Raw genomic sequence first — 21,446 nt, forward strand, 5'->3', positions numbered from 1 at the left:
CAACAAGTCTACATTAAAAAAACGGAGGTAATACTGCGGCATGGCTGTAAAGATCAGGTTGACAAGACAGGGAGCCAAGAAAAAGCCTTTTTACAGGATAGTAGTGGCCGACTCCGAGGCCCCGAGGGACGGTGATTTCCTCGAGGTCGTCGGCACCTACGACCCGATGGTAGAGCCGGCCCGCGTGGCCCTGAAAGGCGACAGGGTCTCCTACTGGCTCAGCAAGGGCGCGGTCCCCACTGATACCGTGAGACAGCTCCTCAAGAAGGCCGAAAAAGCGGCCTGAGACCCGGAGAAGCAGGTCGGACAGCTGGATCGATAAAAGCCGTCACCTACGCCAGAACTTCTCGGAGGTATCGCATGAAGGACCTAATCGAGTTCATCGCAAAGGCTCTCGTCGATCGTCCGGAGGATGTCAGGGTCGTGGAAGTAGAAGGTGAGAGGACTTCAGTCATCGAGCTGTCAGTGGCCAAGGAAGACCTCGGCAAGATCATAGGGAAGCAGGGCAGGACCGCGAGGGCCATAAGGGTGATACTGACCGCGGCCTCGACGAAACTCAAAAAACGCTCTGTTCTGGAGATAATTGAGTAAGGAAGAAGAGCTCGTCCCAATCGCGCGGATAACGGGCGCCCACGGGATAAAAGGCGAGGTCAAGGCCGCTCCTTACGGCGACCTCGATGACATGGACTGGAAAGCCGTCTTCCTCGTCGGCAAGGGCGGCGCGAGGCCGGCCAGGGTCACCCGGGTGCGGAGGCACAAGGGTGTTTTCATCCTCGAGCTCGATGGCGTTGCCGACAGGAACGCGGCAGAGGCGCTTTCGGGCTTTGACATCTCTGTAAGGCGCTCCGACCTCCCTGAGACCGCCGAGGACGAATATTATTACTTCGAGCTCGTCGGCATGGACGTTTATTCCGAGGACTCGAAGCACATCGGCCGGGTCTCGGATGTCATGGAAACGGGCAGTAATGACGTCCTTGTGGTAGACGGCCCTCACGGCGAGGTCCTCGTCCCGGCAATAGAGCAGGTGATAGTCAGGGTCGATCCGGACGAGAAGAAGATTACAATCCGGCTCATAGAAGGTATCCTGCCCGAAGAGTGATTACATGGCTACCTCTAAAAGTCGCTCTTTTTCCTGACCTATTTGTCAGGGCGTAAAATAAAATGCTCACATATTTTCATATATGCTCCGCTTTTTATTTCCGCCCTTCCTCGACTTCAGAAAAAATATCTGAGTTTTAGAGGCAGCCTGAAAAGCGATTGTGCGGCTAATCTTCCGGTACCCTCATGGTCTTCGACATACTCACCCTTTTCCCCGAGTTCTTTTCCTCTACGGTGCGCCACGGCGTCGTCGGCAGGGCCGCGGCAAGCGGGCTCATAGAGGTCACCGCCCGTAGCCTCCGGGACTATACCGAGGACAGGCACAGGACGACCGACGACTACCCGTACGGCGGCGGCCACGGCATGGTGATGAAGGTCGAGCCTGTCGTAAAGGGCATAGAGGCCATGAAGGAACGCGGCGGACCCGCTAGCGTTGTCCTCACGACCCCCCAGGGCAGGCTTTTTTCCCAGCCCCTTGCGGCGGAGCTCGCGTCAAAGGGCCGCCTTATAATCGTATGCGGCAGGTACGAGGGCTATGACGAGCGCATACGGGAGTTCGCCGACTACGAGATATCCATCGGCGATTACGTGCTCTCAGGCGGCGAAATACCGGCCCTCGTCATAATAGATGCCGTCTCCCGGCTCGTTCCCGGTGTGCTCGGAGAGCCTGAATCAGCCAAGTCGGATTCCTTTAGCAAAGGCCTCCTCGAATACCCGCAATACACCCGCCCCGAGGAGTTCAGGAATATGAGGGTCCCGGAGGTGCTCCTTTCCGGGAACCACGCCGAGATAGAAAAATGGAGGCGCAGGGAGAGCATAAGAAGGACCTGCCTTCGCAGGCCCGACCTCCTTGAAAAGGCGGAGATCCCTGAGGGCGATAGGGCATTTTTTGAGGAGATGATCAAAAAGGGGGGCGGACCAGGCAGTAGTTGACTTTTTTTGTTGCAATTCCCCTTTTTCTGACGCATAATTAGCGTTTAAAAATTTTGAAACTGTCGAGTAATCGCGGAGGATACCATGGGAGTCATGCAGGATATCGAGAAGGACTATATCAGGACGGACATGCCGGAATTCAACCCGGGCGATACCCTTCTCGTCAAGGTCAGGATCAAGGAAGGCGACAAAGAGAGGGTGCAGCCTTTCGAGGGCATCGTCATAAAGAAGCGCGGTAGCGGCGTAAGGGCGACCTTCACGCTCCGGAAGGTCTCCTACGGCGTAGGCGTCGAGAGGATTTTTCCGGTGAACTCACCGGCTCTCGAATCGGTGAAGGTCCTTTCCAAAGGAGTCGTGAGGAGGGCGAAGCTCTACTACCTCCGCGAGCTCAAGGGCAAGGCCGCCAGGATCAAGACAAAGAGGTAAACGGCAAATCCGACAAAGCCCGGCCCACAAAGGCCGGGTTTTTTTATTGGTGCCTGGCGTGATATAGGGGTTTACACGCTTTTATTCCAATCCGATTTCGGCCTCCTCATGGATTTATACGAAAGAGACGCCCGTTCAAAGGGCCTTACGAACGTCGCCGGGGTAGACGAGGCCGGGCGTGGCCCGCTCGCCGGTCCCGTGGTAGCGGCTGCCGTCATATTCCCGTTCCCGCCCCCTCTTGACCTCGGCATAAGGGACTCGAAGACAATGACGCACCAGGCCCGGATAGAATCCCTTTTTGGCATATACAGGTCCGCCAGGGCAGTGGGAGTCGGCATCGTCTGGCCGGATGAGATTGACAGGATAAATATCCTCAAGGCGTCGCTTAAGGCGATGGAGATCGCCATAGGGAAGCTCGGCGTAAGGCCGGATATACTGCTTGTTGACGGCAGGGTCCCGGTCGATATGGACATCCCGCAGACGCCGATAGTAAAGGGAGACTCTCTTAGCGTCTCGATTGCAGCCGCCTCTATCGTAGCCAAGACGACGCGAGACGCGATAATGGACGCCTACCACCTCCAGTACCCCCGCTACAACTTCATCTCAAATAAGGGTTATCCCACGAGGGAGCACCTGCTTCTGCTAGAAGAGCACGGCCCGAGCCCCATCCACAGGAAGACCTTCCGGGGGGTGATCAAAGACCTCTTTGCCGGGACCCCGGGGGCAGGATGAGGAAGAAGGCCTTTGGTAACGCGGGCGAGGACGAGGCCGTCCGTTTCCTCGAGAAAAAGGGCTACAGGGTTATCGAGAGGAACTTCAGCTGCCGCTATGGCGAGATAGACATAATAGCCAGGGACGGCGGAGCGATGGTCTTTGTCGAGGTAAAGACGAGGAGCGGGGACGCCTTCGGCCCTGCTGCCGCAAGCGTGGACGAAAGGAAGCAGCGGAAGATGACAATAGCCGCCCAGTTCTATCTCGAAAAGGCCGGGGCCTCCGATTCCGAGGTCCGTTTTGACGTGGTCTCAATAGAAAAGAGGGAGGGGAGGTTTGAAATCGAGCTTATAAGGGACGCTTTCGAGGCCGCCGAAATAGGGTGGTAAAATAGCGGCTCCGCCCGGACATTCCCGCCATATCCGTATCCCCTTCACATAATCCCTTCACATCTTCCGGTTCCTGCCGGTTTCTATTGTATCGACCCCTTCATAATGCTATAAAAGACTGCTTAAAAGAACGGTAGAAGGGAAAGGAAATGCAGGCAAAAAAGACCAGGATAGTAATCATAGGGCTCATCGGCTTACTCGCGATCCTGTCGCTCTCGCTTCTTAATATTTATACAGAGTGGCTCTTCTTCAAGGAGGCGGGATACACCGGCATATTCACGAAGACGCTCTCCGCAAAGATAGCCCTTGGCGCTGCCTTCGGGCTTTTTTTCCTCGCCTTCACGACAATCAATACGATAATAGCAAACCGTGCAAGCTTCAGGCCCGTGAAGCTCCACCTTGTCGACAACCTCGCGCTCCAGGTGCAGGGCCTCGAAAGCATTGTAAAGACAGCGGCCCTGGTCGCCGGGGCCGTCTTCGCCTTTTTCGCGGCGCAGTGGGGGGCGCTCAGATGGGAGGAGTTCCTAATCTTCACGAATTCCGTCCGCATGGACATGGCAGACCCGGTACTCGGGAAGAACATCGGCTTTTACCTTTTCAGGCTCCCGTTCATAGAGTCGCTTAAGGGGTTCGCCGGTTTCACGCTTGTAATGACCTTCCTCATCGTGGGGGCCAATTATTTCCTGAGGGGCGGCCTAGTCCTTTCCAACGCGGGGTTCTATATCGACAGGAAGGTGAGGGCGCATTTCGGGGTCCTCGGCGGCCTCTTCCTCCTGCTTGCCGCCTTCGGCTTCTACATAGACACATTCAATCTCCTCCTTACCAAGAACGGCGCCGTCTTCGGCGCCGGCTACGCCGACGTAAATACCAGGCTACTCTTCTACAGGATACTCATGGCAGTCACCCCCATAGCGGCGGTGGCGTTCGGAGCCGCCATGCTCAGGGGCGCATTGAAGGCGGCCCTGGTCTCGGCGGGCGTCGTAGGCGTCCTCTATTTCGGCGGGCTCGTGCTCTATCCCGCGTTCGTGCAGAAGTTCAAGGTCGAGCCAAACGAGCTTGTCCTCGAAACACCCTATATAGAGCACAATATAAGATTCACGCGCATGGGATACGACCTCGACAGCATAGAGGTCATACCGTTCGACGTGGGCTACGGCCTCACGGCCGGGAATATCGAGGCGAACGACGCGACCATCAAGAACATCAGGCTCTGGGACCACGTGCCGCTCCTTCGGACCTACAGCCAGCTCCAGCAAATAAGGACCTACTACAAGTTCGCGGACGTTGACAACGACAGGTATACGATAAACGGCGACTACATGCAGGTCATGCTCTCGGCAAGGGAACTCTCCTACGCAGACCTCCCGAGCAGGTCATGGATAAACGAGAAGCTCACATTCACCCACGGCTATGGCTTGGCCCTCGGGCCCGTAAGCAGGATAACCCGCGAAGGGCTCCCTGAGCTCATGGTCCAGGACATACCCCCTGTGCGCCACGGGAACCTCGCCGTCACAAGGCCCGAGATATACTACGGGGAGCTATCGAGCGACTACGTGGTCGTCAACACCAAGGTGCAGGAGTTCAGCTATCCTACCACCGAAGGGAACGTCTACACCTCCTATGAGGGAGAGGGCGGCGTAAGGCTCGATTCGCTCCTCAAAAGGGCGCTTTTCGCGCTCAGGTTCAAGACCGAGAAGATACTCCTTTCATCAGATATAAAGCCGGAGAGCAGGATTCTCTATTACAGGAACGTGCTCGAAAGGGTACGGACCATAGCGCCGTTCCTCATATTCGACAAGGACCCGTACCTCGTCCTCTCGGACGACGGAAGGCTCGTGTGGATGATAGACGCGTACACCACTTCGAGAAGGCTCCCATATTCTACGCCCATTGACGGGCGGACGAACTACATAAGGAACTCGGTAAAGGCCGTCGTCGACGCGTACGACGGGTCGGTAAAATTCTACGTGAGCGACCCTGAGGACCCGGTCCTAAGAGTCTACTCCGGGATATTCGAAGGCGCATTCGAGCCGCTCGAAGTCATGCCCGATGACCTAAAGAGGCATATAAGGTATCCGCAGGGGCTACTGAGCGTGCAGGCGGCCATCTACTCCTCGTACCACATGACCGACCCGCAGGTCTTCTACAACAAGGAGAACCTCTGGGAGATACCGGTCTTCTCCGAAAGGACTATGGAACCCTACTACACCATAATGAGGCTTCCCGGGGAGGAGATGGAGGAGTACATACTGCTTCTTCCGTACACCCCTGCCAAGAGGGACAACCTCGCGGCCTGGCTCGCGGCCAGGTGCGATGTCCCCAATTACGGCAAGCTCGTGGTCTATACCTTCCCGAGGGACAGGCTGATTTACGGGCCCAAGCAGATAGACGCCAGGATAAACCAGGACTCGTACATATCCCAGCAGCTCACGCTCTGGGGGCAGAGGGGCTCGCAGGTCATAAGAGGGAGCCTCCTTGTAATACCGATAGAGAATTCGCTCCTCTACGTCCAGCCCCTGTATCTCGCGGCAGTGGACAAGGCCGGCCTGCCGGAGCTCCGGAGGGTCATAGTCGCCTACGAGAACGAGGTCGTGATGGAGGAGAACCTCGAGCTTGCGCTCGAACGCCTTTTCGGCGGCAGAAAAGCCGCCCGGACGCGCGCCGCCGGGACCGCTCCAGCTGCGGGGCCGAACGAGACCAGGACAACCGAGATGGCGAAGGAGGCAATGCGAACCTTCGAGCGGGCGCTCGAGAAGCAGAGGAGGGGCGACTGGGCAGGGTACGGCGAGGAGCTTGAAAAACTGGAAGAGTTATTGAAGAGGATCGCGAGATAGGGCCTTGTTGTTAAGCCCTTAAGGAGGATGCGGATGCTTTCAGAGGTAGTCGAGCTTGCGAGAAAAGCCGGGTGCTCGATCATGGAAATCTACTCCCGTCCCTTCTCGGTTGAGTACAAGGAGGACTCATCGCCGCTAACAGAGGCCGACAGCGCCTCTCACCGCGTGATAGCCGCTGGACTTCCGGCAATCGCCCCGGGCGTGCCTGTAATATCCGAGGAAGGCGATAGCGTCCCGTTCGAGGCGAGGCGGGGCTTTGAGCGGTTCTGGCTTGTCGACCCGCTCGACGGCACAAAGGAGTTCATAAAAAGAAACGGGGAGTTCACGGTCAACATAGCCCTTATCGAGAACGGGGCTCCTGTCCTGGGGGTCGTCTACGCCCCGGCTGCGGGCCTGATGTACTTTGCCGAAAGGGGCAGAGGCGCTTTCAGGGAAAGGGCAGGGGAGGCCCCGGCAAGGATACGTTCAGGGCTTGCGGGCACCGGGATCCGCGCGGTCGTCAGCAGGTCGCACCCGGACGCCCATGTGGAGGCATTCCTCAAGGGCTATGATGTTTCGAGCCGGGTGGAGGCTGGAAGCTCCCTTAAGTTCTGCATCGTGGCCGAGGGCAGGGCAGACCTCTATCCGAGGTTCGGCGAGACATGGGAATGGGACACGGCCGCGGGACACGCCGTCGCAGCAGAGGCAGGGGCGTCGGTAGTGCTCCCGGACGGTAGCCCGCTCCTTTACAATAAGGAGAGCATCAAGAACCCGGGGTTCATCGCGGCTTCGGCCGGGCTTGCCGTCAGGCCGTATACGGCGGCACAAATAAGCTCTTGACAATTTTGATGACTATGATAATTATATTCATGTCATCGGAACCAGTACGGCATTTGATGCCTTTCCGGTCCCCCCGATTGAAATAAACATAAAAAGCAGGGCGTTTTCTTCACGCGGGAGTAGCTCAGTTGGTAGAGCGCAACCTTGCCAAGGTTGAGGTCGCGGGTTCGAGACCCGTCTCCCGCTCCATTTCTTTTGTGCCTCCTGATCGATCCTCTTGCCCCAAGGTGCGTGCTTTATGCAGCCTGAAAACAAAATGGAGATCCTCAAGTCCTACATCGAGGCCAAGGGGCTTAAGTCCACGTCCCAGAGGGACTTCATCGCAGATACCTTTTTCAGGACCAACACCCACATCTCGCTCGACGAGCTGCTGAAGAAAGTAAAAAGGAAGACGCCGAATATCGGCTATGCCACCGTGTACAGGACCATGAAGCTCCTGACCGAATGCGGCCTCGCCATATCCAGGCAGTTCGGAGACGGGCAGACGAGATATGAGAACCTCCCCGAGGACGGGCACCACGACCACATCATCTGCATCAAATGCTCACGGATCGCCGAGTTTCACAACCAGAAGATAGAGCAGCTCCAGGCCGAAACTGCAAAGAAGCTCGGGTTCACGGTCGTAAACCACAAGCTTGAGCTCTACGGCTACTGCCCTGACTGCGCCTGACCCCGCCTTTTTCGTTCCGGTCCGCTCATTTCATCCGGTTCGCCCCAATTTTCTGAGAATTTCAAGAATTAGCTTGCAACTGAAAATGGATGTTATTATCATCTAAGGTATGCATCAAGGAAGCGAAAAGGTAATGGCCCAGGCCCAAGCCGGAGGCTCGCTGGTCCTTGTCGGCAACCCGAACGTGGGAAAAAGCGTCATCTTCGGGGCGCTGACCGGCAGGTACGCCACTGTCTCCAACTACCCAGGCACCTCGGTTGAGATATCAAGGGGCATTGCGCGTTTCGGCACAAAAAGGCTCGGCATCATAGACAGTCCGGGCGTTAACAGCCTGGTCCCCATGTCAGAGGACGAGCTGGTCACAAGGGACATTCTTATGACCGGTGAGGTGTCCTCCGCGCTCCAGGTCATGGACTCCAAGAACCTCCGAAGGAGCCTCCTCATAACCCTCCAGTTGATGGAGATGGGCCTTCCCGTGACGCTCGCCCTCAATATGTACGACGAGGCCGGGGAGCGGGGCATAGGGATAGATACCGCTGCGCTCGCCTCCAGCCTCGGCTTAAAGGTCATACCCACCATAGCGACCCAGAGATGGAATCTCGATAAGCTCGAGGCCGCCTTCTATAACCGTGAAAAACCGGCGAATTCCCCCGTTAAATACCCGCAGCAAATAGAAGAGGGCATACGGGCTATCGAGCCGCTTGTGCCGAAGGCCAGCATATCGGCAAGGTCGATTGCAATAATGCTCCTTTCCGGGGACACGACCCTCAAGCCCTGGCTCTCAAAGACCTTCGGTCAGGGCGAGATGAAGAGAGTTGAGGACATAAGGACGTCGGTCCAGGCAAGGTTTAAGGACCCGGTCGGGTACATAATAAACCGCGCAAGGCTAAAGGCGGTCGATTCGCTTGTATCGAAGGTCGTGACGACCGAAACACCCGGAAAGGGAAAAGCGGCCGCCTTTATAGGCTCGATCACCATGCACCCTGTCTGGGGCATCCCCATCCTCCTCGCCGTGCTTTTCATCATGTACGAGTTTGTCGGCGTGCTCGGCGCGGGCGTAAGCGTTGATTTCTTCGAGGAGGTCGTCTTCGGCGAGCTCGTGAACCCCTGGGCCGAGCGTGTGGTCGGATATGCCTTCGCGCCGGGGAGTCTTGTCTACGACCTTCTGGTAGGCGAGTACGGCGTCTTTACAATGGCCTTTACCTACGCTATCGCCATCGTCCTCCCTATCGTGAGCTTCTTCTTCATTTTCTTCAGTTTCCTGGAGGACTCTGGCTATCTACCGAGGCTCGCGGTCATGGTCGACAGGATATTCAAGGCGATGGGACTTAACGGCAAGGCCGTCCTCCCGATGGTATTGGGGCTAGGATGCGACACAATGGCCACCATGACGACCAGGATACTGGAATCCCGGAAGGAGCGGGTAATAGTGACTCTACTCCTCGCACTCGGGGTACCGTGCTCAGCTCAGTTAGGCGTCATACTCGGCATGCTCGGGGCTGTCTCGCTCACGGCATCGGTCCTCTGGGCCGTCATAGTCCTCCTCGTGCTCTTTCTGGTGGGCATTCTGGCCTCGAAGGTGCTGCCCGGACAGCCTTCGGACTTCATCCTCGAGATACCGCCAGTAAGGATCCCGCAACTCTCGAACATGCTCCTTAAGACCCTCGTGCGTGTCCAGTGGTATCTGAAGGAGGCAGTGCCGCTTTTCATCCTGGGCACGCTTGTGCTCTTCGTGCTCGATAAGCTCAATGCCCTGAACGCGATCCAGAGGGCGGTATCTCCGGTCATAGTGGGGCTACTGAGCCTCCCTGCCGAGACTACCGAGGCGTTCCTCATAGGTTTTCTAAGGAGGGACTACGGGGCCGCCGGCCTCCTGGCGCTCCAGAAGGAGGGGATGCTGGACCCGGTCCAGGTAGTCGTAAGCCTTGTGACAATGACCCTCTTCGTCCCTTGCATAGCGAACCTCTTCATGATAGTTAAAGAGAGGGGGCTAAAGACGGCCGTTTTGATGTCGGCCTTCATATTCCCGTTCGCGATACTAGTGGGGGCCGTAGTGAACCTGGCCCTCAGATTGACAGGGATAATGCTCCAATAAAGGCGGAGAAAGATGACCAAAGACAAGGCAGTCGACGAGGTACTCGAGTTCATATGGTCCCAGAGGGAGCTGGGCTCGAGCTCGGTAAAGCAGCTTATGGGTATCAAGGAAGTGGCCGAGGAGGCCGATACCGCCACGATCGAGCGCATGATGAAGGGCGGGCTCGTTACCATAGCCGGCGATACCATCACGCTTACGTCGACAGGAGAGAGGCTCGCGGAGGCCGCGATACGCCGCCACAGGCTCGCTGAAAGGCTCCTTACCGAAGTGCTGGCCATGAGCGATGAGAACCTCGAGCAGAACGCATGCTCATTCGAGCACACCCTCTCGCCCGAGGTGACGGATTCCATCTGCACGCTTTTAGGGCACCCGCCGACATGCCCTCACGGCCTCCCGATCCCCAGGGGCGCATGCTGTAAAAAGACGAAAGACGAGCTTAAGCCGATAGTGCAGCAGCTTAACGTGCTCGAAGTGGGCGATACCGGCAGGATAATATTCATAGCCTCCAATGCGCACGCGAGGCTAGACAAGCTCGGCTCGCTCGGCATAGTCCCGGGAAGCACCATAAGGGTGCACCAGAAAAGGCCCGCTTTCGTAATCCAGCTCGGCGAGACCACCCTTGCCCTCGACCCCGAGATAATAAAGGAAATATACGTAAGGAAGATCGAGTAGGGCGACACATCTGCATTTTATTCGTGCCTAATCCATAAGAGAGCCATATGGAGACGACCGTGCCATGAGCGGGTCAGGTGAAAATCGCGCTTATCTGGCGTGGTTTGTCGTGATAACAGCCGCCGTGATCGGGGCCCTGATAAGGTCCCATCTCCTCGATGTTCCGCTTGAACGGGATGAGGGGGAATACGCATATGCGGCGCAGCTACTGCTCAAAGGCATCCCGCCCTATGAGTTCATGCACAGCCTCAAGCTCCCTGGGGTTTTCACCGCGTACGCGTTAATCATGCTCGCGTTCGGTCAGACCGCCGCGGGCATCCACCTTGGGCTCCTGGCGGTCAACTTTCTTTCCGTAGTCCTCATGTACCTGCTGTCCAGGAAGTTTTTGCCTCCGGTCCCGAGCGCCTTGTCTGCCTCATTTTTCGCGGTACTCTCTCTAAGTTCGTCGTTCCTCGGGCTCTCCGCCAACACTGAGCATTTCGTGGTCTTTTTCGTGATAGGCGGCCTGCTCTTTCTATTCAGGAGCGTGGAATCACGCAAAACCCTGCTCTTTTTCCTCTGCGGCCTGTTTTTCGGGTTCGCTTTCCTGATGAAGCAGCACGCCATTATTTTTACGGCGTTGCCTGTCTCCTATGTGGCCATCCTGCAGCTTCGCGAAAGGGTTTACATCCGGGGAGAGTTGCTCCGTTTTTCAGCGATGTTCTTCCTGGGGGCGGCCCTGCCTTTCGGCCTAACGGCGCTGATTTTCTGGGTCTGGGGCGTTTTCGACAAGTTCTTCTTCTGGACTTTTCTGTACGCTTCCAAGTACGTTTCGAGGGTCGATTTCCCGACGGGCCTGCAAATCCTGAAAAGCGCAATTTACCAGATGAAGGGCTCGGTTCTTCCGCTGATTGCGGTATCCTGCGCAGGATTGTTGTTCCCGCCTGCCCGCAGGGATTCCCGAAACCGCTTTATATTCCTCTGGCTGTTTTTCATCATCTCCGCATTGGCCGTATCGCCAGGCTTTTATTTCCGCGAGCATTATTTCATATTGCTCCTTCCCGTTCTTTCCATGCTCTTCGGTGTTGTCGTCTCGCGGATTATGGATGGCATGGAAAAATTGAGAATCATGATGGCGGACTGGGTCTTGATATGCGCTTCATTCCTCTTCTTGGCGTATCCTCTTTTCAAGGACCGAACAATCCTTTTCTTTTCAACTCCGGACGAGGTCTCAAGGACCTTATACGGCGCGAATCCCTTTCCCGAATCCGCCGAGATCGCGAGATATATAAGAAATAACTCCGGGCCTGACGACACGATTATCGTACTGGGGTCTGAACCGCAGATATATTTCCTCTCCGACCGGCGTTCGGCAACCCCTTACATTTATATGTATCCGATAGTCGAACCGCACGAATATGCGAAGCATATGGACGTGGAACTCAGGGCCGATATCGCGCAAAACAGGCCTTCTTTTCTCGTCTACGCGAACATACACAGGTCCTGGGGAATTTCGCGTGGCAAAATGCATGTGGTTACCGATTGGTTTTCACAATTGGAGCTGGGAGATTACGAGCTCGACGGCATCGTGCACATAAAGCCTGCCGGGACGGAATACAAATGGGGCCCGCAGACTGAATTTGACTATAATGCTCTTAACCCTTACAATAACTGGCTACTCGTGCTGAAGAGAACTTCATGACATTTGTTTCTGGGTCCGTCGGCACCATGCCTCCGCAATCTCCATGATCACCCCTTTAAGGTCCTTTCTGACCTCCCAGCCAGGGTAGTGCGCCTTCGCCTTCGACAGGTCCGAGATGTAGCAGATATGGTCGCCTGAGCGGTTTCCTTCCGAATATTCCCAGTCCATCGGTATGCCCGAGATCGACTCCATGACGCCGAAGGCCTCGATTATGGATACAGAGTTGCCTCTACCGCCGCCGAGGTTATAGACCTCGGCTACTCTTGGAGAAGCGAGAAAACACATTATGAAATCGACCACGTCGTCCGAGTGGATATTGTCGCGGACCTGCTTCCCCTTATACCCGTATACCCTGTATGTCTTTCTCTCGATATTGCATTTAACCAGATAGCTCAGGAAGCCGTGGAGCTCCACCCCGGAATGGTTGGGCCCGGTGAGGCAGCCGCCCCTGAGGCATACTGTCGGCATCCCGAAATACCTCCCGTACTCCTGTACCATAAGGTCTGCGGCGGCCTTGGACGCGCCGAAGAGCGAATGCTTGGACCTGTCTATCCTCATGTCTTCTGAAATGCCGTTTTTAAACGCCGGGTCCGCATAGTCGTATCTCGTCTCTGTCTCGAAAATCTCAAGCTCGTTGGGCGCGTCCCCGTAGACCTTGTTGGTCGATAGATGGATGAAAGGGGATTCCGGGCAAGCAAGCCTAGCCGCCTCGAGGAGATTAAGCGTCCCTCCGGCGTTGACGTCGAAGTCGTCGAACGGCCTCGAAGCGGCGAGGTCGTGGCTCGGCTGAGCGGCCGCGTGGACTATGGCCGAAGGCCTGAGGTCGCTGACCACTTCCATCACCTTCCGCCTGTCCCTTATGTCGGCCTCGATGTGCCTGAACCCGGGGTGCTTCCGGACTAGCCTCGACTGGTTCCAGCGTGTGTCTCCGGCAGGTCCGAAGAACTCGGCTCTCATGTTGTTATCTATGCCAGCCACATCCCAGCCCTCCTCTGAAAAGCGCCCGACGACCGCGCTCCCGATCAGGCCGCTCGAACCTGTAACAAGGAGTTTTTTTTTCATTTGTGTGATCCTGGGACCGGGAAATTGTCGCCCTTTGTACGATTTTTGCCCTACAATGAAAAGGTTAGCAGAACTTGCCGTGTGCGCAATGGACGCTAGGAGCGTCGCTTCACTGAAACTGATTTAAAACCCCTACCCAAACCCCTTGAAATATGGTAATCTTTCCTCCCTATGCACCACGCCAATTTCGTACACCTCCATCTCCATACCCAATATAGCCTCCTTGACGGCGCAATAAGGCCGGAGGCCCTCATTGCGCTCGCAAAGGAGCATAAGATGCCAGCGGTCGCGGTCACAGACCACGGCAACCTTTTCGGGGCAGTCGAGTTCTATCAGAAGGCCATGCAAAAGGGAATTAAGCCCATAATCGGCTGCGAGCTCTATGTGGCGCCAGGGAGCCGTCTTGAAAAGACCGCGATAAAGGGCGAGTACGCCTTTCACCTGGTGCTGCTGGTAAAGAACCTCAAAGGCTACCAGAACCTCTGCAAGCTCCTTTCAAGAGCGTACATAGAGGGGTTCTACTACAAGCCGAGGGTGGATAAGGAGCTTCTCCGGGAGCATAGCGAGGGGCTCATAGCCTTGAGCGCCTGCCTTCACGGCGAGGTCGCCTACAGCATCTCCATAGGCCAGAAGGATGCGGCTGAAAAGGCAGCCTCCGAATACAAGGCCATGTTCCCGGACAGGCGCTTCTATCTGGAAATACAGCATAACGGGATAGACGAGCAGGAGAGGGTGAACCGAGAGCTCATAGCCCTAGGAAAGAAACTCGATATCCCGCTCGTAGCGACAAACGACTGCCATTACCTGAGGAAAGAGGACGCAAGGGTCCATGACGTCCTCCTCTGCATACAGACCGGCACTACCGTGAACGCGCCGAACCGGATGCGGTTCTCCACCGACGAGTTCTATGTGAAGTCCCCGGAGGAGATGAACGAGGCCTTCAAGGACACGCCCGAGGCCATCGCCAACACAATAGAGATAGCCGAGAGGTGCAACTTCGAGCTGACGCTCGGCAAGAACCACCTCCCCGAGTTCCCGGTGCCCGAAGGCGAGACCCTTGATTCGCTGATAGACTCGAGGGCCAGGGCAGGGCTGGAAAAGCGGCTCGACGCCATGCGCAAAAGGGGCGTCGATGTAGAGCCGCTCAAATGGCAGTACTACGACAGGCTCGAAAAAGAGCTCAAGGTCATAAAGGGGATGGGATTCCCCGGCTACTTCCTAATCGTGACCGACTTCATCGATTACGCGAAAAGCATGGACATCCCGGTCGGCCCTGGCAGGGGCTCCGCGGCAGGCAGCCTTGTTGCGTGGTCCCTCGGCATCACGAACCTCGACCCCATAAAATACAACCTCCTCTTCGAGAGGTTCCTCAACCCGGACAGGATATCGCTCCCTGATATCGACATCGACTTCTGCTTCGAAAGAAGGGACGAGGTCATAAAGTATGTCACCGAGAAGTACGGGGCGGACAAGGTCACCCAGATAATCACCTTCGGCCAGATGAAGGCCAAGGCCTGCATACGGGACGTGGGGAGGGCGCTTGATATGCCCTACGGCGACGTGGACAAGATCGCCAAGCTCGTCCCTAACACCCTGAACATCACCATACAGGAGGCCGTCTCGCAGGAGCCGAGGCTCAAGGAGCTTTACGAGAAGGACCCGAAGATAAAGGACCTCCTTGATACGGCTGTCGCCCTTGAGGGGCTTCCGCGCCACGCCTCGACCCATGCCGCGGGTGTGGTCATATCGAACAGGCCGCTTGACGAGTACATGCCCCTCTATAAGCAGCAGAAGGACGACTCCGTAACGACCCAGTTCACGATGAAGGACGTCGAGAAGGTCGGGCTCGTGAAGTTCGACTTTCTGGGCCTCAAGACCCTGACGGTCATAGACAAGACAATAAAGCTCGTGAAATCCAACAGGGGCGTGGATATCGACATCGAAAACCTCCCCCTGGACGATTCAAAGACCTATGAGCTTGTGGCGAGCGGAAATTCCAACGGCATATTCCAGCTCGAGAGCTCGGGCATGAAGGAGCTTCTGAGGAAATTGAAGCCCACGACCTTCGAGGACATGGTCGCGGCGGTCGCGCTCTACAGGCCGGGCCCCCTTCAGAGCGGCATGGTGGACGATTTCATAAACAGGAAGCACAAGAGGACGGCCATTACCTACGAGGTGCCGGAATTGAAGGGCATACTCGAGAACACCTACGGCGTCATGGTCTACCAGGAGCAGGTCATGGAGATCGCCAAGGTGCTCGCCGGGTACACGCCCGGGGACGCTGACGTCCTCCGCAAGGCAATGGGAAAGAAGCTCCCCGAGGAGATGCTCGACCAGAGAAAGAAGTTCCTCGACGGCTCGAACAAAAAGAAGATAGACCAGAGAAAGGCCGAGAAGATATTCGACCTCATGGCAAAGTTCGCCGGGTATGGCTTCAACAAGAGCCACAGCGCGGCCTATGCCCTCATAGCCTACCAGACTGCGTATCTAAAGGCCCATTACACGGTCGAGTTCATGGCAGCGCTCCTCGGCTCCGACATGGGCAATACCGACCAGGTCGTCAAATACATAAACGAGTGCAAGGAAATCGGAATAGCCGTAGCCCCGCCCGACCTGAACGAGAGCTCGATGGAGTTCACCGTCTCCGGCGACCGGATAAGATTCGGCCTCGCGGCCGTAAAGAATGTCGGCGCGTCCGCCATAGAAGAGATACTGAGGGTCAGGGAGGAGGAGATGTTCACCTCCTTCATCGATTTCCTGTCCAGGGTCGATTCGAGGAAGGTAAACAAGAAAGTTGTCGAGAGCCTAATAAGATGCGGGGCATTCGACTTTACCGCCGAGAAGAGGGCCGCTCTCGCCGCGGGGCTCGATTCCGCAATGGACGCGGCCCAGTCCATGCAGCGCGACAGGGAACAGGGGCAATCGTCCCTTTTTGACACAATGGGCGGCGGCGCGCCTTCTCCCGTAAGGGCGGCTCCCGGCGCGCCGAATGTTGAGGAGTGGGGGAATAAGGAGCTCCTTGCCTATGAAAAGGAGACCCTGGGCTTTTACTTCTCCTCGCACCCGCTCGCCGGGTACAGGCGCGAGCTCGCGCTCTATGCCCTGCCGATCGAGGCCCTTTCCGAGAAGAAGAACGAGGACGAGGTCACGGTGGGCGGCATAATAGCCGAAATGAAGGAGATAACGACCAAGAAGGGCGACCGCATGGGGTTCGCGAGGATAGAGGACCTTACCGGCTCGGTCGAGGCCGTCATATTCTCGGACCTTTACAGGAAATCAAAAGAAGTCATATCCGGCGGATCGCCCCTTATCGTGACAGGCCGCCTCGACAAGGAGGAGGAAGAGATGAAGCTTATCGCCTCGGATATCTCTTCCATCGAGGACGCCGCGGCCATGGAGAAGAAATTGAAGGCCAGGAACACGCACATACACGCCCCGGCGGACGGCCTTTCGGGAGAAAAGCTCAAGGAGCTTAAGAAGATAATACAGGATAACCCCGGCACATCGCAGGTCATACTCCATCTCGTCTACGAGGACAACGGAGAGGTGATAATCGGGGTGAACGAGCAATTGAGGCTGAGCCCGCTCGACCCCGCCATTTTGAGGATAAAGGAACTTATAGACGGGGCCGAGGTAAAAATAATATAGTATCGCGGAAAGGAGACTGGGCCAAGACCATGTACAGGCATTGGCTTGAATTTGAAAAGCCCGTTGAGGAGCTCGAAAAGAAGATTGACGAGCTGAGGGCCTTCGAGGCTTCCGGCAACGCGCGGTCCTCCGAGGACATAGCCAAGCTCGAAAAGAAGACCAAGGCGCTCTTGAAGGAGCTCTATGGGAAGCTCACGCCGCAGCAGATAACGCAGGTGGCGAGGCACCCGTACAGGCCGTATACGCTCGACTACATCCAGAACGTCTTCGAGGACTTCATAGAGCTCCACGGCGACAGGACCTTCAGGGACGACCCGGCCATAGTAGGCGGCCTAGCGCGGCTCGAGGGCGAGGCCGTGGTGGTACTGGGCCAGCAGAAGGGCCGGAACACCAAGGAAAAGGTCCATCGTAATTTCGGGATGCCTAACCCCGAGGGCTACAGGAAGGCCAAGAGGCTTTTCGAGCTCGCCGAGAGGTTTAATCGTCCGGTATTCACGTTTATCGACACCCCCGGCGCATATCCCGGGGTGGGCGCTGAGGAGAGAGGGCAGTCCGAGGCCATAGCCACTAACCTCATGGTCATGTCCAGGCTCAAGGTGCCTGTCATAGCGACGGTCATAGGCGAGGGCGGGAGCGGCGGCGCGCTCGCCATAGGGGTCGCCGACCGGGTGAACATGATGGAGTTCTCGACCTATTCCGTCATATCCCCGGAGGGCTGCGCAGCCATACTCTGGAAGGACGGAGCCAAGGCAGACCTCGCTGCAAAGGCCCTGAAGATCGACGCCGGGGAGCTGCTTAAGCTCGGGGTCATAGACAAGGTCATAAAGGAGCCGGTCGGAGGCGCGCACAGGGAACCGGCTGCCGCGTTCAAAAGCCTCAAATCGGCCATATTGCCCCAGTTGAAGGAGCTTAAGGAGATGGGCGCGGACTCGCTGGTCGAGGCGAGATACAGGAAATACCGCTCCATGGGGTTTTTCTCGGAGCCCAGGAAATAAAACCGGCTTGGGCTTTTGCGGCCAATCAATATCGGGCCGACAGGGATTACGAAGCAATTTTGAAGAATAAATAATATTTGATTTTTTTCAGGGAATACATTACGCTATCCACTTAAAATCCAGGAATTTCAAGCATATATGCCTGTAACCAAAAGCATACAGGAACTCAGGAACGAAATAGACGCCGTCGACCTCGAAATACTCGCGCTCCTTAACAGGAGAGCGGGTTTCGTAATCGAGGTCGGCAAGCTCAAAGAGCGCGAGGGGAAGGACTTCTACGTGCCTGAAAGGGAACAGGAGGTCCTGAGGAAGCTCATGGAAATGAACACGGGCCCCCTCCCGGAGCAGGCCATAAAGAACGTCTTCAGGGAGATAATGAGCGCGTCCCTTTCGCTTGAAAAACCCCTCCGGATCGCCTTCCTGGGGCCCGTGGCTACATTCACGCACCAGGCCTGCATACAGCATTTCGGCCTCTCCGGCGAGTTCATCCCGAAAAAGGACATAGCCGACGTCTTCGACGACGTGGAAAAGGGAAGGGCCCTATTCGGGGTCGTGCCCATTGAGAACTCTACCGAAGGCGTCGTAAGCCACACCCTCGACATGTTCGTGGGGTCGAACCTCAGGATATACGCCGAAGTGATGCTCGAGATATCTCTTGCGCTCCTTAATAAATCCGGGAAGATCTCGGACATTGCGAAGATATGCTCGCACCCGCACGCGATAGCGCAGTGCAAGAACTGGGTCAAGGGGAACCTCCCGAACGCGCTGGTCTTCGACGTCTCTTCCACCGCTCTGGCGGCGCAGATGGCCGCCGAGGACCCGTCCACGGCCGCTGTCGCGTCCATCGCGGCCGCAAGCCTCTACGACCTCCGGGTCATTGAGAAGAACATCGAGGACAGCCCGAACAACTTCACCCGCTTCCTCGTCATAGGCAAGAACAGCGCGAAAAGGACCGGACGCGACAAGACCTCCATCATGTTCGCCATAAAGGACGCGCCCGGGGCGCTCTACACGATGCTCAAGCCCTTCGCGTCAAGGGGGATTAACCTCACGAAGATAGAGTCCAGGCCCCTCAAGACAAAGGCCTGGGAGTACGTATTCTTCGTGGACCTCGACGGCCATATATCCGACGAGCCGGTAAGGGACGCGATAGCCGAGCTCGAGAAGTCGTGCTCGTTCCTTAAAACGCTCGGCTCGTACCCGAGATCAAAGTCGTGATTCGCGCGTAACTTCGAAAATAAACCGGAGGCCTTCACTGAGCTCTCTAATCGACATGCGTAAACTCAACTTACAGGTCCCTCTGAACATAAGCTCCCTCGTCCCATATCCTCCCGGCAAGCCGATAGAGGAACTCGAGCGAGAGCTGGGCATAAAGGGCTCGATAAAGCTCGCCTCGAACGAGAACCCGCTCGGGCCTTCCAAAAAGGCGATAGATGCCGCTGCCGGGGCGCTCGCAGGGCTCCACAGGTATCCGGACGGCTCCTGCTACTATCTGAAAGGAAAGCTCTCGTCCATGCTCGGGGTATCCGGCGAGATGATAACCTTCGGGAACGGCTCGAACGAGATAATAGAGCTCCTCATTCGCGCGTTCCTCCGGCCCGGCGACGAGGCCGTCATGGGAGAGCCCTCCTTTGCCGTATACCCGATAGCGATAAAGGCCGCTGGCGGAACGGCAAGGCCAGTGCCTCTTAAGGATATGAGGCACGACCTCAAGGCGATGGCCTCCGCCATCGGGAAAAAGACAAGGCTCGTCTTCATCGCCAACCCGAACAATCCGACCGGGACGATGGTCTCGGCTGCCGAATTTGCCGAGTTCATGGAGAAAGTGCCGGAGGACGTCGTCGTATGCGTTGACGAGGCCTATTACGAGTTCGTGAGACGGGAGGACTTCCCGGACACGCTTTCGTACATAAAAGAGGGCAGGGCCGTTGTGATGCTCCGCACCTTTTCCAAGGTGTACGGCCTTGCGGGCCTCCGGATAGGCTACGGGGTCGCGCACCCGGAGCTAATCGGTTTCATGGACAGGGTGCGCCAGCCCTTCAACGTAAACACGCTCGCCCAGGTTGCCGCCATGGCCGCCCTCGACGACCGGGAGCACCTGGAGAGGACGCTGGAGAATAACGCGCGTGGGCTCCAGCACCTGATGAGTGAGCTCCGGGGCATGGGCTACGAGTGCGTTGACACGGAGGCGAACTTCTTCCTCGTAAAGGTCGGCGACGGGAAGGGCGTCTATGAGTCGCTTCTCGGGAAAGGCGTTATCGTCCGGCCGATGGCAAGCTACGGCATGCCCGAGTATATCAGGATAACAGTCGGCCTTCCCGAGGAGAACAGGAGATTTCTTGGTGCTTTCAGGGAAGCAGTCTGCCGTTAGGCGCATAAATGCATGGGGGAATTCGCTATGATAATCGTTCTTAAAAAAGACGCTACAGAGGATACCGTCGAGCACGTGGTCGAGAAGATAAAGGGGGCCGGCCTCTCGGTCCACATATCCAAGGGCAAGGAGAGGACCATTATAGGCGCAATCGGCGACGAAGCGCTCCTTGCAGGCATCTCCCTCGAGGCCCTGCCCGGAGTCGAGAGCGTGATGCCGATACTTAAGCCCTACAAGCTCGTAAGCCGCGAGTTCAGCAAGGAAGGCACGGTCATAGACGTAAACGGCGTAAAGATAGGCGATACCGAGCTACAGGTCATAGCCGGCCCGTGCAGCGTCGAGAGCATCGAGTCCATAGTAAGCTGCGCAACCGCGGTCAAGGCCGCGGGCGCAAGGATACTCCGCGGCGGCGCGTTCAAGCCCAGGACCTCGCCTTACGACTTCCAGGGCCTGGGCGCGGACGGCTTGAAGCTCCTTGCCGAGGCCAAGAAGAAAACAGGGCTTCCCATCATAAGCGAGCTCATGGACCCGAGGGACACCGAGCTCCTCTGCGAATACGTTGACATAGTGCAGATAGGCGCCCGGAACATGCAGAACTTCCGGCTCCTTACCGAGGTGGGCAGGGCCAAGAAACCGGTGCTCCTTAAAAGGGGCCTTTCCGCGACCATAAAGGAGTTCCTCATGTCCGCGGAGTACATAGCCTCTCAGGGCAATTCCCAGATAATACTCTGCGAGCGCGGTATAAGGACCTTTGAGACCTCGACAAGGAACACCCTGGACTTGAGCGCCGTGCCCGTATTGAAGGAGGAGACGCATCTCCCGGTCTTCATCGACCCTAGCCACGGAGCGGGGAGATGGGGCCTCGTGGCCCCGCTCGCGAAGGCGGCCATCGCGGTCGGCGCGGACGGGCTCATGATAGAGGTGCACACTGACCCCGAGAACGCGCTCTGCGACGGCGCCCAGTCGCTTAAGCCCAGCAAGTTCGCCCTTCTCATGGACGACCTGAGAAAAGTAGCGGTCGCGGTGGGAAGGACTCTCTAAA

The 21,446-nt window shown here is 56.8% G+C and carries 19 protein-coding genes and 1 tRNA gene; 19 read left to right on the forward strand and 1 reads right to left on the reverse strand.

Translation table 11 applies throughout. From position 1 onward, the window contains the following. Nucleotides 1-40 precede the first annotated feature (40 nt). From rpsP to K8I01_01190, 14 genes are all read left to right on the forward strand, one after another. Entirely contained in the window at nucleotides 41-286 is a 246-nt protein-coding gene (gene rpsP / locus K8I01_01125) for a 30S ribosomal protein S16 (protein ID MBZ0219025.1), read from the forward strand. Between the two features lie 74 nt (nucleotides 287-360). Beyond that, nucleotides 361-591, forward strand: coding sequence for a KH domain-containing protein (locus K8I01_01130; protein ID MBZ0219026.1), 231 nt, complete (start codon nucleotides 361-363; stop codon nucleotides 589-591). Then, a complete protein-coding gene (gene rimM, locus K8I01_01135; protein MBZ0219027.1) occupies nucleotides 584-1,099 on the forward strand; it encodes a ribosome maturation factor RimM in 516 nt (171 codons plus the stop codon). The genes K8I01_01130 and rimM overlap by 8 nt, the downstream gene beginning before the upstream one ends. A 185-nt stretch (nucleotides 1,100-1,284) precedes the next feature. Beyond that, complete coding sequence (trmD, locus tag K8I01_01140) at nucleotides 1,285-2,031, forward strand: tRNA (guanosine(37)-N1)-methyltransferase TrmD (GenBank protein MBZ0219028.1); 747 nt, start codon at nucleotides 1,285-1,287, stop codon at nucleotides 2,029-2,031. 84 nt (nucleotides 2,032-2,115) lie between these two features. Next, the gene (gene rplS, locus K8I01_01145; GenBank protein MBZ0219029.1) at nucleotides 2,116-2,457 is read left to right on the forward strand and encodes a 50S ribosomal protein L19; all 342 of its coding nucleotides are present in this window, start codon (nucleotides 2,116-2,118) and stop codon (nucleotides 2,455-2,457) included. Nucleotides 2,458-2,565: 108 nt separating this feature from the next. Continuing rightward, entirely contained in the window at nucleotides 2,566-3,189 is a 624-nt protein-coding gene (locus tag K8I01_01150) for a ribonuclease HII (GenBank protein ID MBZ0219030.1), read from the forward strand. Next, complete coding sequence (locus K8I01_01155) at nucleotides 3,186-3,557, forward strand: YraN family protein (GenBank protein ID MBZ0219031.1); 372 nt, start codon at nucleotides 3,186-3,188, stop codon at nucleotides 3,555-3,557. The genes K8I01_01150 and K8I01_01155 overlap by 4 nt, the downstream gene beginning before the upstream one ends. 149 nt (nucleotides 3,558-3,706) lie before the next feature. Beyond that, nucleotides 3,707-6,391: a UPF0182 family protein gene (locus K8I01_01160; GenBank protein ID MBZ0219032.1), complete on the forward strand. Its 2,685-nt coding sequence runs from the start codon at nucleotides 3,707-3,709 to the stop codon at nucleotides 6,389-6,391. Nucleotides 6,392-6,424: 33 nt separating this feature from the next. Beyond that, entirely contained in the window at nucleotides 6,425-7,210 is a 786-nt protein-coding gene (cysQ, locus tag K8I01_01165) for a 3'(2'),5'-bisphosphate nucleotidase CysQ (GenBank protein MBZ0219033.1), read from the forward strand. Between the two features lie 113 nt (nucleotides 7,211-7,323). Then, nucleotides 7,324-7,399: transfer RNA gene (locus K8I01_01170), tRNA-Gly, on the forward strand. A 49-nt stretch (nucleotides 7,400-7,448) separates the two neighbouring features. After that, on the forward strand, nucleotides 7,449-7,880 hold the full coding sequence (locus tag K8I01_01175; protein MBZ0219034.1) for a transcriptional repressor: 432 nt from the start codon (nucleotides 7,449-7,451) through the stop codon (nucleotides 7,878-7,880). Nucleotides 7,881-8,013: 133 nt separating this feature from the next. Further along, nucleotides 8,014-9,975, forward strand: coding sequence for a ferrous iron transport protein B (feoB, locus tag K8I01_01180; GenBank protein MBZ0219035.1), 1,962 nt, complete (start codon nucleotides 8,014-8,016; stop codon nucleotides 9,973-9,975). Nucleotides 9,976-9,987: 12 nt separating this feature from the next. Then, nucleotides 9,988-10,647 (forward strand): metal-dependent transcriptional regulator, encoded by a 660-nt coding sequence (locus tag K8I01_01185; GenBank protein ID MBZ0219036.1) that lies wholly within the window; start codon nucleotides 9,988-9,990, stop codon nucleotides 10,645-10,647. A gap of 64 nt (nucleotides 10,648-10,711) precedes the next feature. Continuing rightward, nucleotides 10,712-12,328, forward strand: a complete 1,617-nt coding sequence (locus tag K8I01_01190) for a glycosyltransferase family 39 protein (GenBank protein ID MBZ0219037.1) — start codon at nucleotides 10,712-10,714, stop codon at nucleotides 12,326-12,328. Here the strand turns inward: K8I01_01190 and K8I01_01195 are convergent. Then, entirely contained in the window at nucleotides 12,323-13,390 is a 1,068-nt protein-coding gene (locus K8I01_01195; GenBank protein ID MBZ0219038.1) for an NAD-dependent epimerase/dehydratase family protein, read from the reverse strand. The two genes, K8I01_01190 and K8I01_01195, sit on opposite strands and share 6 nt — an antisense overlap. A gap of 171 nt (nucleotides 13,391-13,561) precedes the next feature. On the opposite strand from K8I01_01195, the gene K8I01_01200 reads away from it, so the two are divergent. The 5 genes from K8I01_01200 to aroF all read left to right on the forward strand — a co-directional run bounded on the left by K8I01_01200 (nucleotide 13,562) and on the right by aroF (nucleotide 21,445). Then, the gene (locus K8I01_01200; GenBank protein MBZ0219039.1) at nucleotides 13,562-17,038 is read left to right on the forward strand and encodes a DNA polymerase III subunit alpha; all 3,477 of its coding nucleotides are present in this window, start codon (nucleotides 13,562-13,564) and stop codon (nucleotides 17,036-17,038) included. Nucleotides 17,039-17,067: 29 nt separating this feature from the next. Next, complete coding sequence (locus K8I01_01205) at nucleotides 17,068-18,033, forward strand: acetyl-CoA carboxylase carboxyltransferase subunit alpha (protein ID MBZ0219040.1); 966 nt, start codon at nucleotides 17,068-17,070, stop codon at nucleotides 18,031-18,033. 138 nt (nucleotides 18,034-18,171) lie between these two features. Next, nucleotides 18,172-19,251 carry a prephenate dehydratase gene (gene pheA / locus K8I01_01210; GenBank protein MBZ0219041.1) on the forward strand — a complete coding sequence of 360 codons (1,080 nt, stop codon included), beginning with the start codon at nucleotides 18,172-18,174 and terminating at the stop codon, nucleotides 19,249-19,251. Between the two features lie 55 nt (nucleotides 19,252-19,306). Next, the gene (gene hisC / locus K8I01_01215) at nucleotides 19,307-20,404 is read left to right on the forward strand and encodes a histidinol-phosphate transaminase (GenBank protein ID MBZ0219042.1); all 1,098 of its coding nucleotides are present in this window, start codon (nucleotides 19,307-19,309) and stop codon (nucleotides 20,402-20,404) included. Between the two features lie 27 nt (nucleotides 20,405-20,431). Further along, entirely contained in the window at nucleotides 20,432-21,445 is a 1,014-nt protein-coding gene (aroF, locus tag K8I01_01220) for a 3-deoxy-7-phosphoheptulonate synthase (GenBank protein MBZ0219043.1), read from the forward strand. The last annotated feature ends 1 nt before the right edge of the window (nucleotide 21,446 follow it).

This window comes from Deltaproteobacteria bacterium, assembly GCA_019912665.1.
GTDB lineage: Bacteria > Desulfobacterota > GWC2-55-46 > GWC2-55-46 > GWC2-55-46 > UBA5799.

Coding starts and splice junctions, on each gene's coding strand:
- rpsP (MBZ0219025.1), top strand. CDS start 41: ATGGCTGTAAAGATCAGGTTGACAAGACAGGGAGCCAAGAAAAAGCCT.
- K8I01_01130 (MBZ0219026.1), top strand. CDS start 361: ATGAAGGACCTAATCGAGTTCATCGCAAAGGCTCTCGTCGATCGTCCG.
- trmD (MBZ0219028.1), top strand. CDS start 1,285: ATGGTCTTCGACATACTCACCCTTTTCCCCGAGTTCTTTTCCTCTACG.
- rplS (MBZ0219029.1), top strand. CDS start 2,116: ATGGGAGTCATGCAGGATATCGAGAAGGACTATATCAGGACGGACATG.
- K8I01_01150 (MBZ0219030.1), top strand. CDS start 2,566: ATGGATTTATACGAAAGAGACGCCCGTTCAAAGGGCCTTACGAACGTC.
- K8I01_01155 (MBZ0219031.1), top strand. CDS start 3,186: ATGAGGAAGAAGGCCTTTGGTAACGCGGGCGAGGACGAGGCCGTCCGT.
- K8I01_01160 (MBZ0219032.1), top strand. CDS start 3,707: ATGCAGGCAAAAAAGACCAGGATAGTAATCATAGGGCTCATCGGCTTA.
- cysQ (MBZ0219033.1), top strand. CDS start 6,425: ATGCTTTCAGAGGTAGTCGAGCTTGCGAGAAAAGCCGGGTGCTCGATC.
- K8I01_01175 (MBZ0219034.1), top strand. CDS start 7,449: ATGCAGCCTGAAAACAAAATGGAGATCCTCAAGTCCTACATCGAGGCC.
- feoB (MBZ0219035.1), top strand. CDS start 8,014: ATGGCCCAGGCCCAAGCCGGAGGCTCGCTGGTCCTTGTCGGCAACCCG.
- K8I01_01185 (MBZ0219036.1), top strand. CDS start 9,988: ATGACCAAAGACAAGGCAGTCGACGAGGTACTCGAGTTCATATGGTCC.
- K8I01_01190 (MBZ0219037.1), top strand. CDS start 10,712: ATGAGCGGGTCAGGTGAAAATCGCGCTTATCTGGCGTGGTTTGTCGTG.
- K8I01_01195 (MBZ0219038.1), bottom strand. CDS start 13,390: ATGAAAAAAAAACTCCTTGTTACAGGTTCGAGCGGCCTGATCGGGAGC.
- K8I01_01200 (MBZ0219039.1), top strand. CDS start 13,562: ATGCACCACGCCAATTTCGTACACCTCCATCTCCATACCCAATATAGC.
- K8I01_01205 (MBZ0219040.1), top strand. CDS start 17,068: ATGTACAGGCATTGGCTTGAATTTGAAAAGCCCGTTGAGGAGCTCGAA.
- pheA (MBZ0219041.1), top strand. CDS start 18,172: ATGCCTGTAACCAAAAGCATACAGGAACTCAGGAACGAAATAGACGCC.
- hisC (MBZ0219042.1), top strand. CDS start 19,307: ATGCGTAAACTCAACTTACAGGTCCCTCTGAACATAAGCTCCCTCGTC.
- aroF (MBZ0219043.1), top strand. CDS start 20,432: ATGATAATCGTTCTTAAAAAAGACGCTACAGAGGATACCGTCGAGCAC.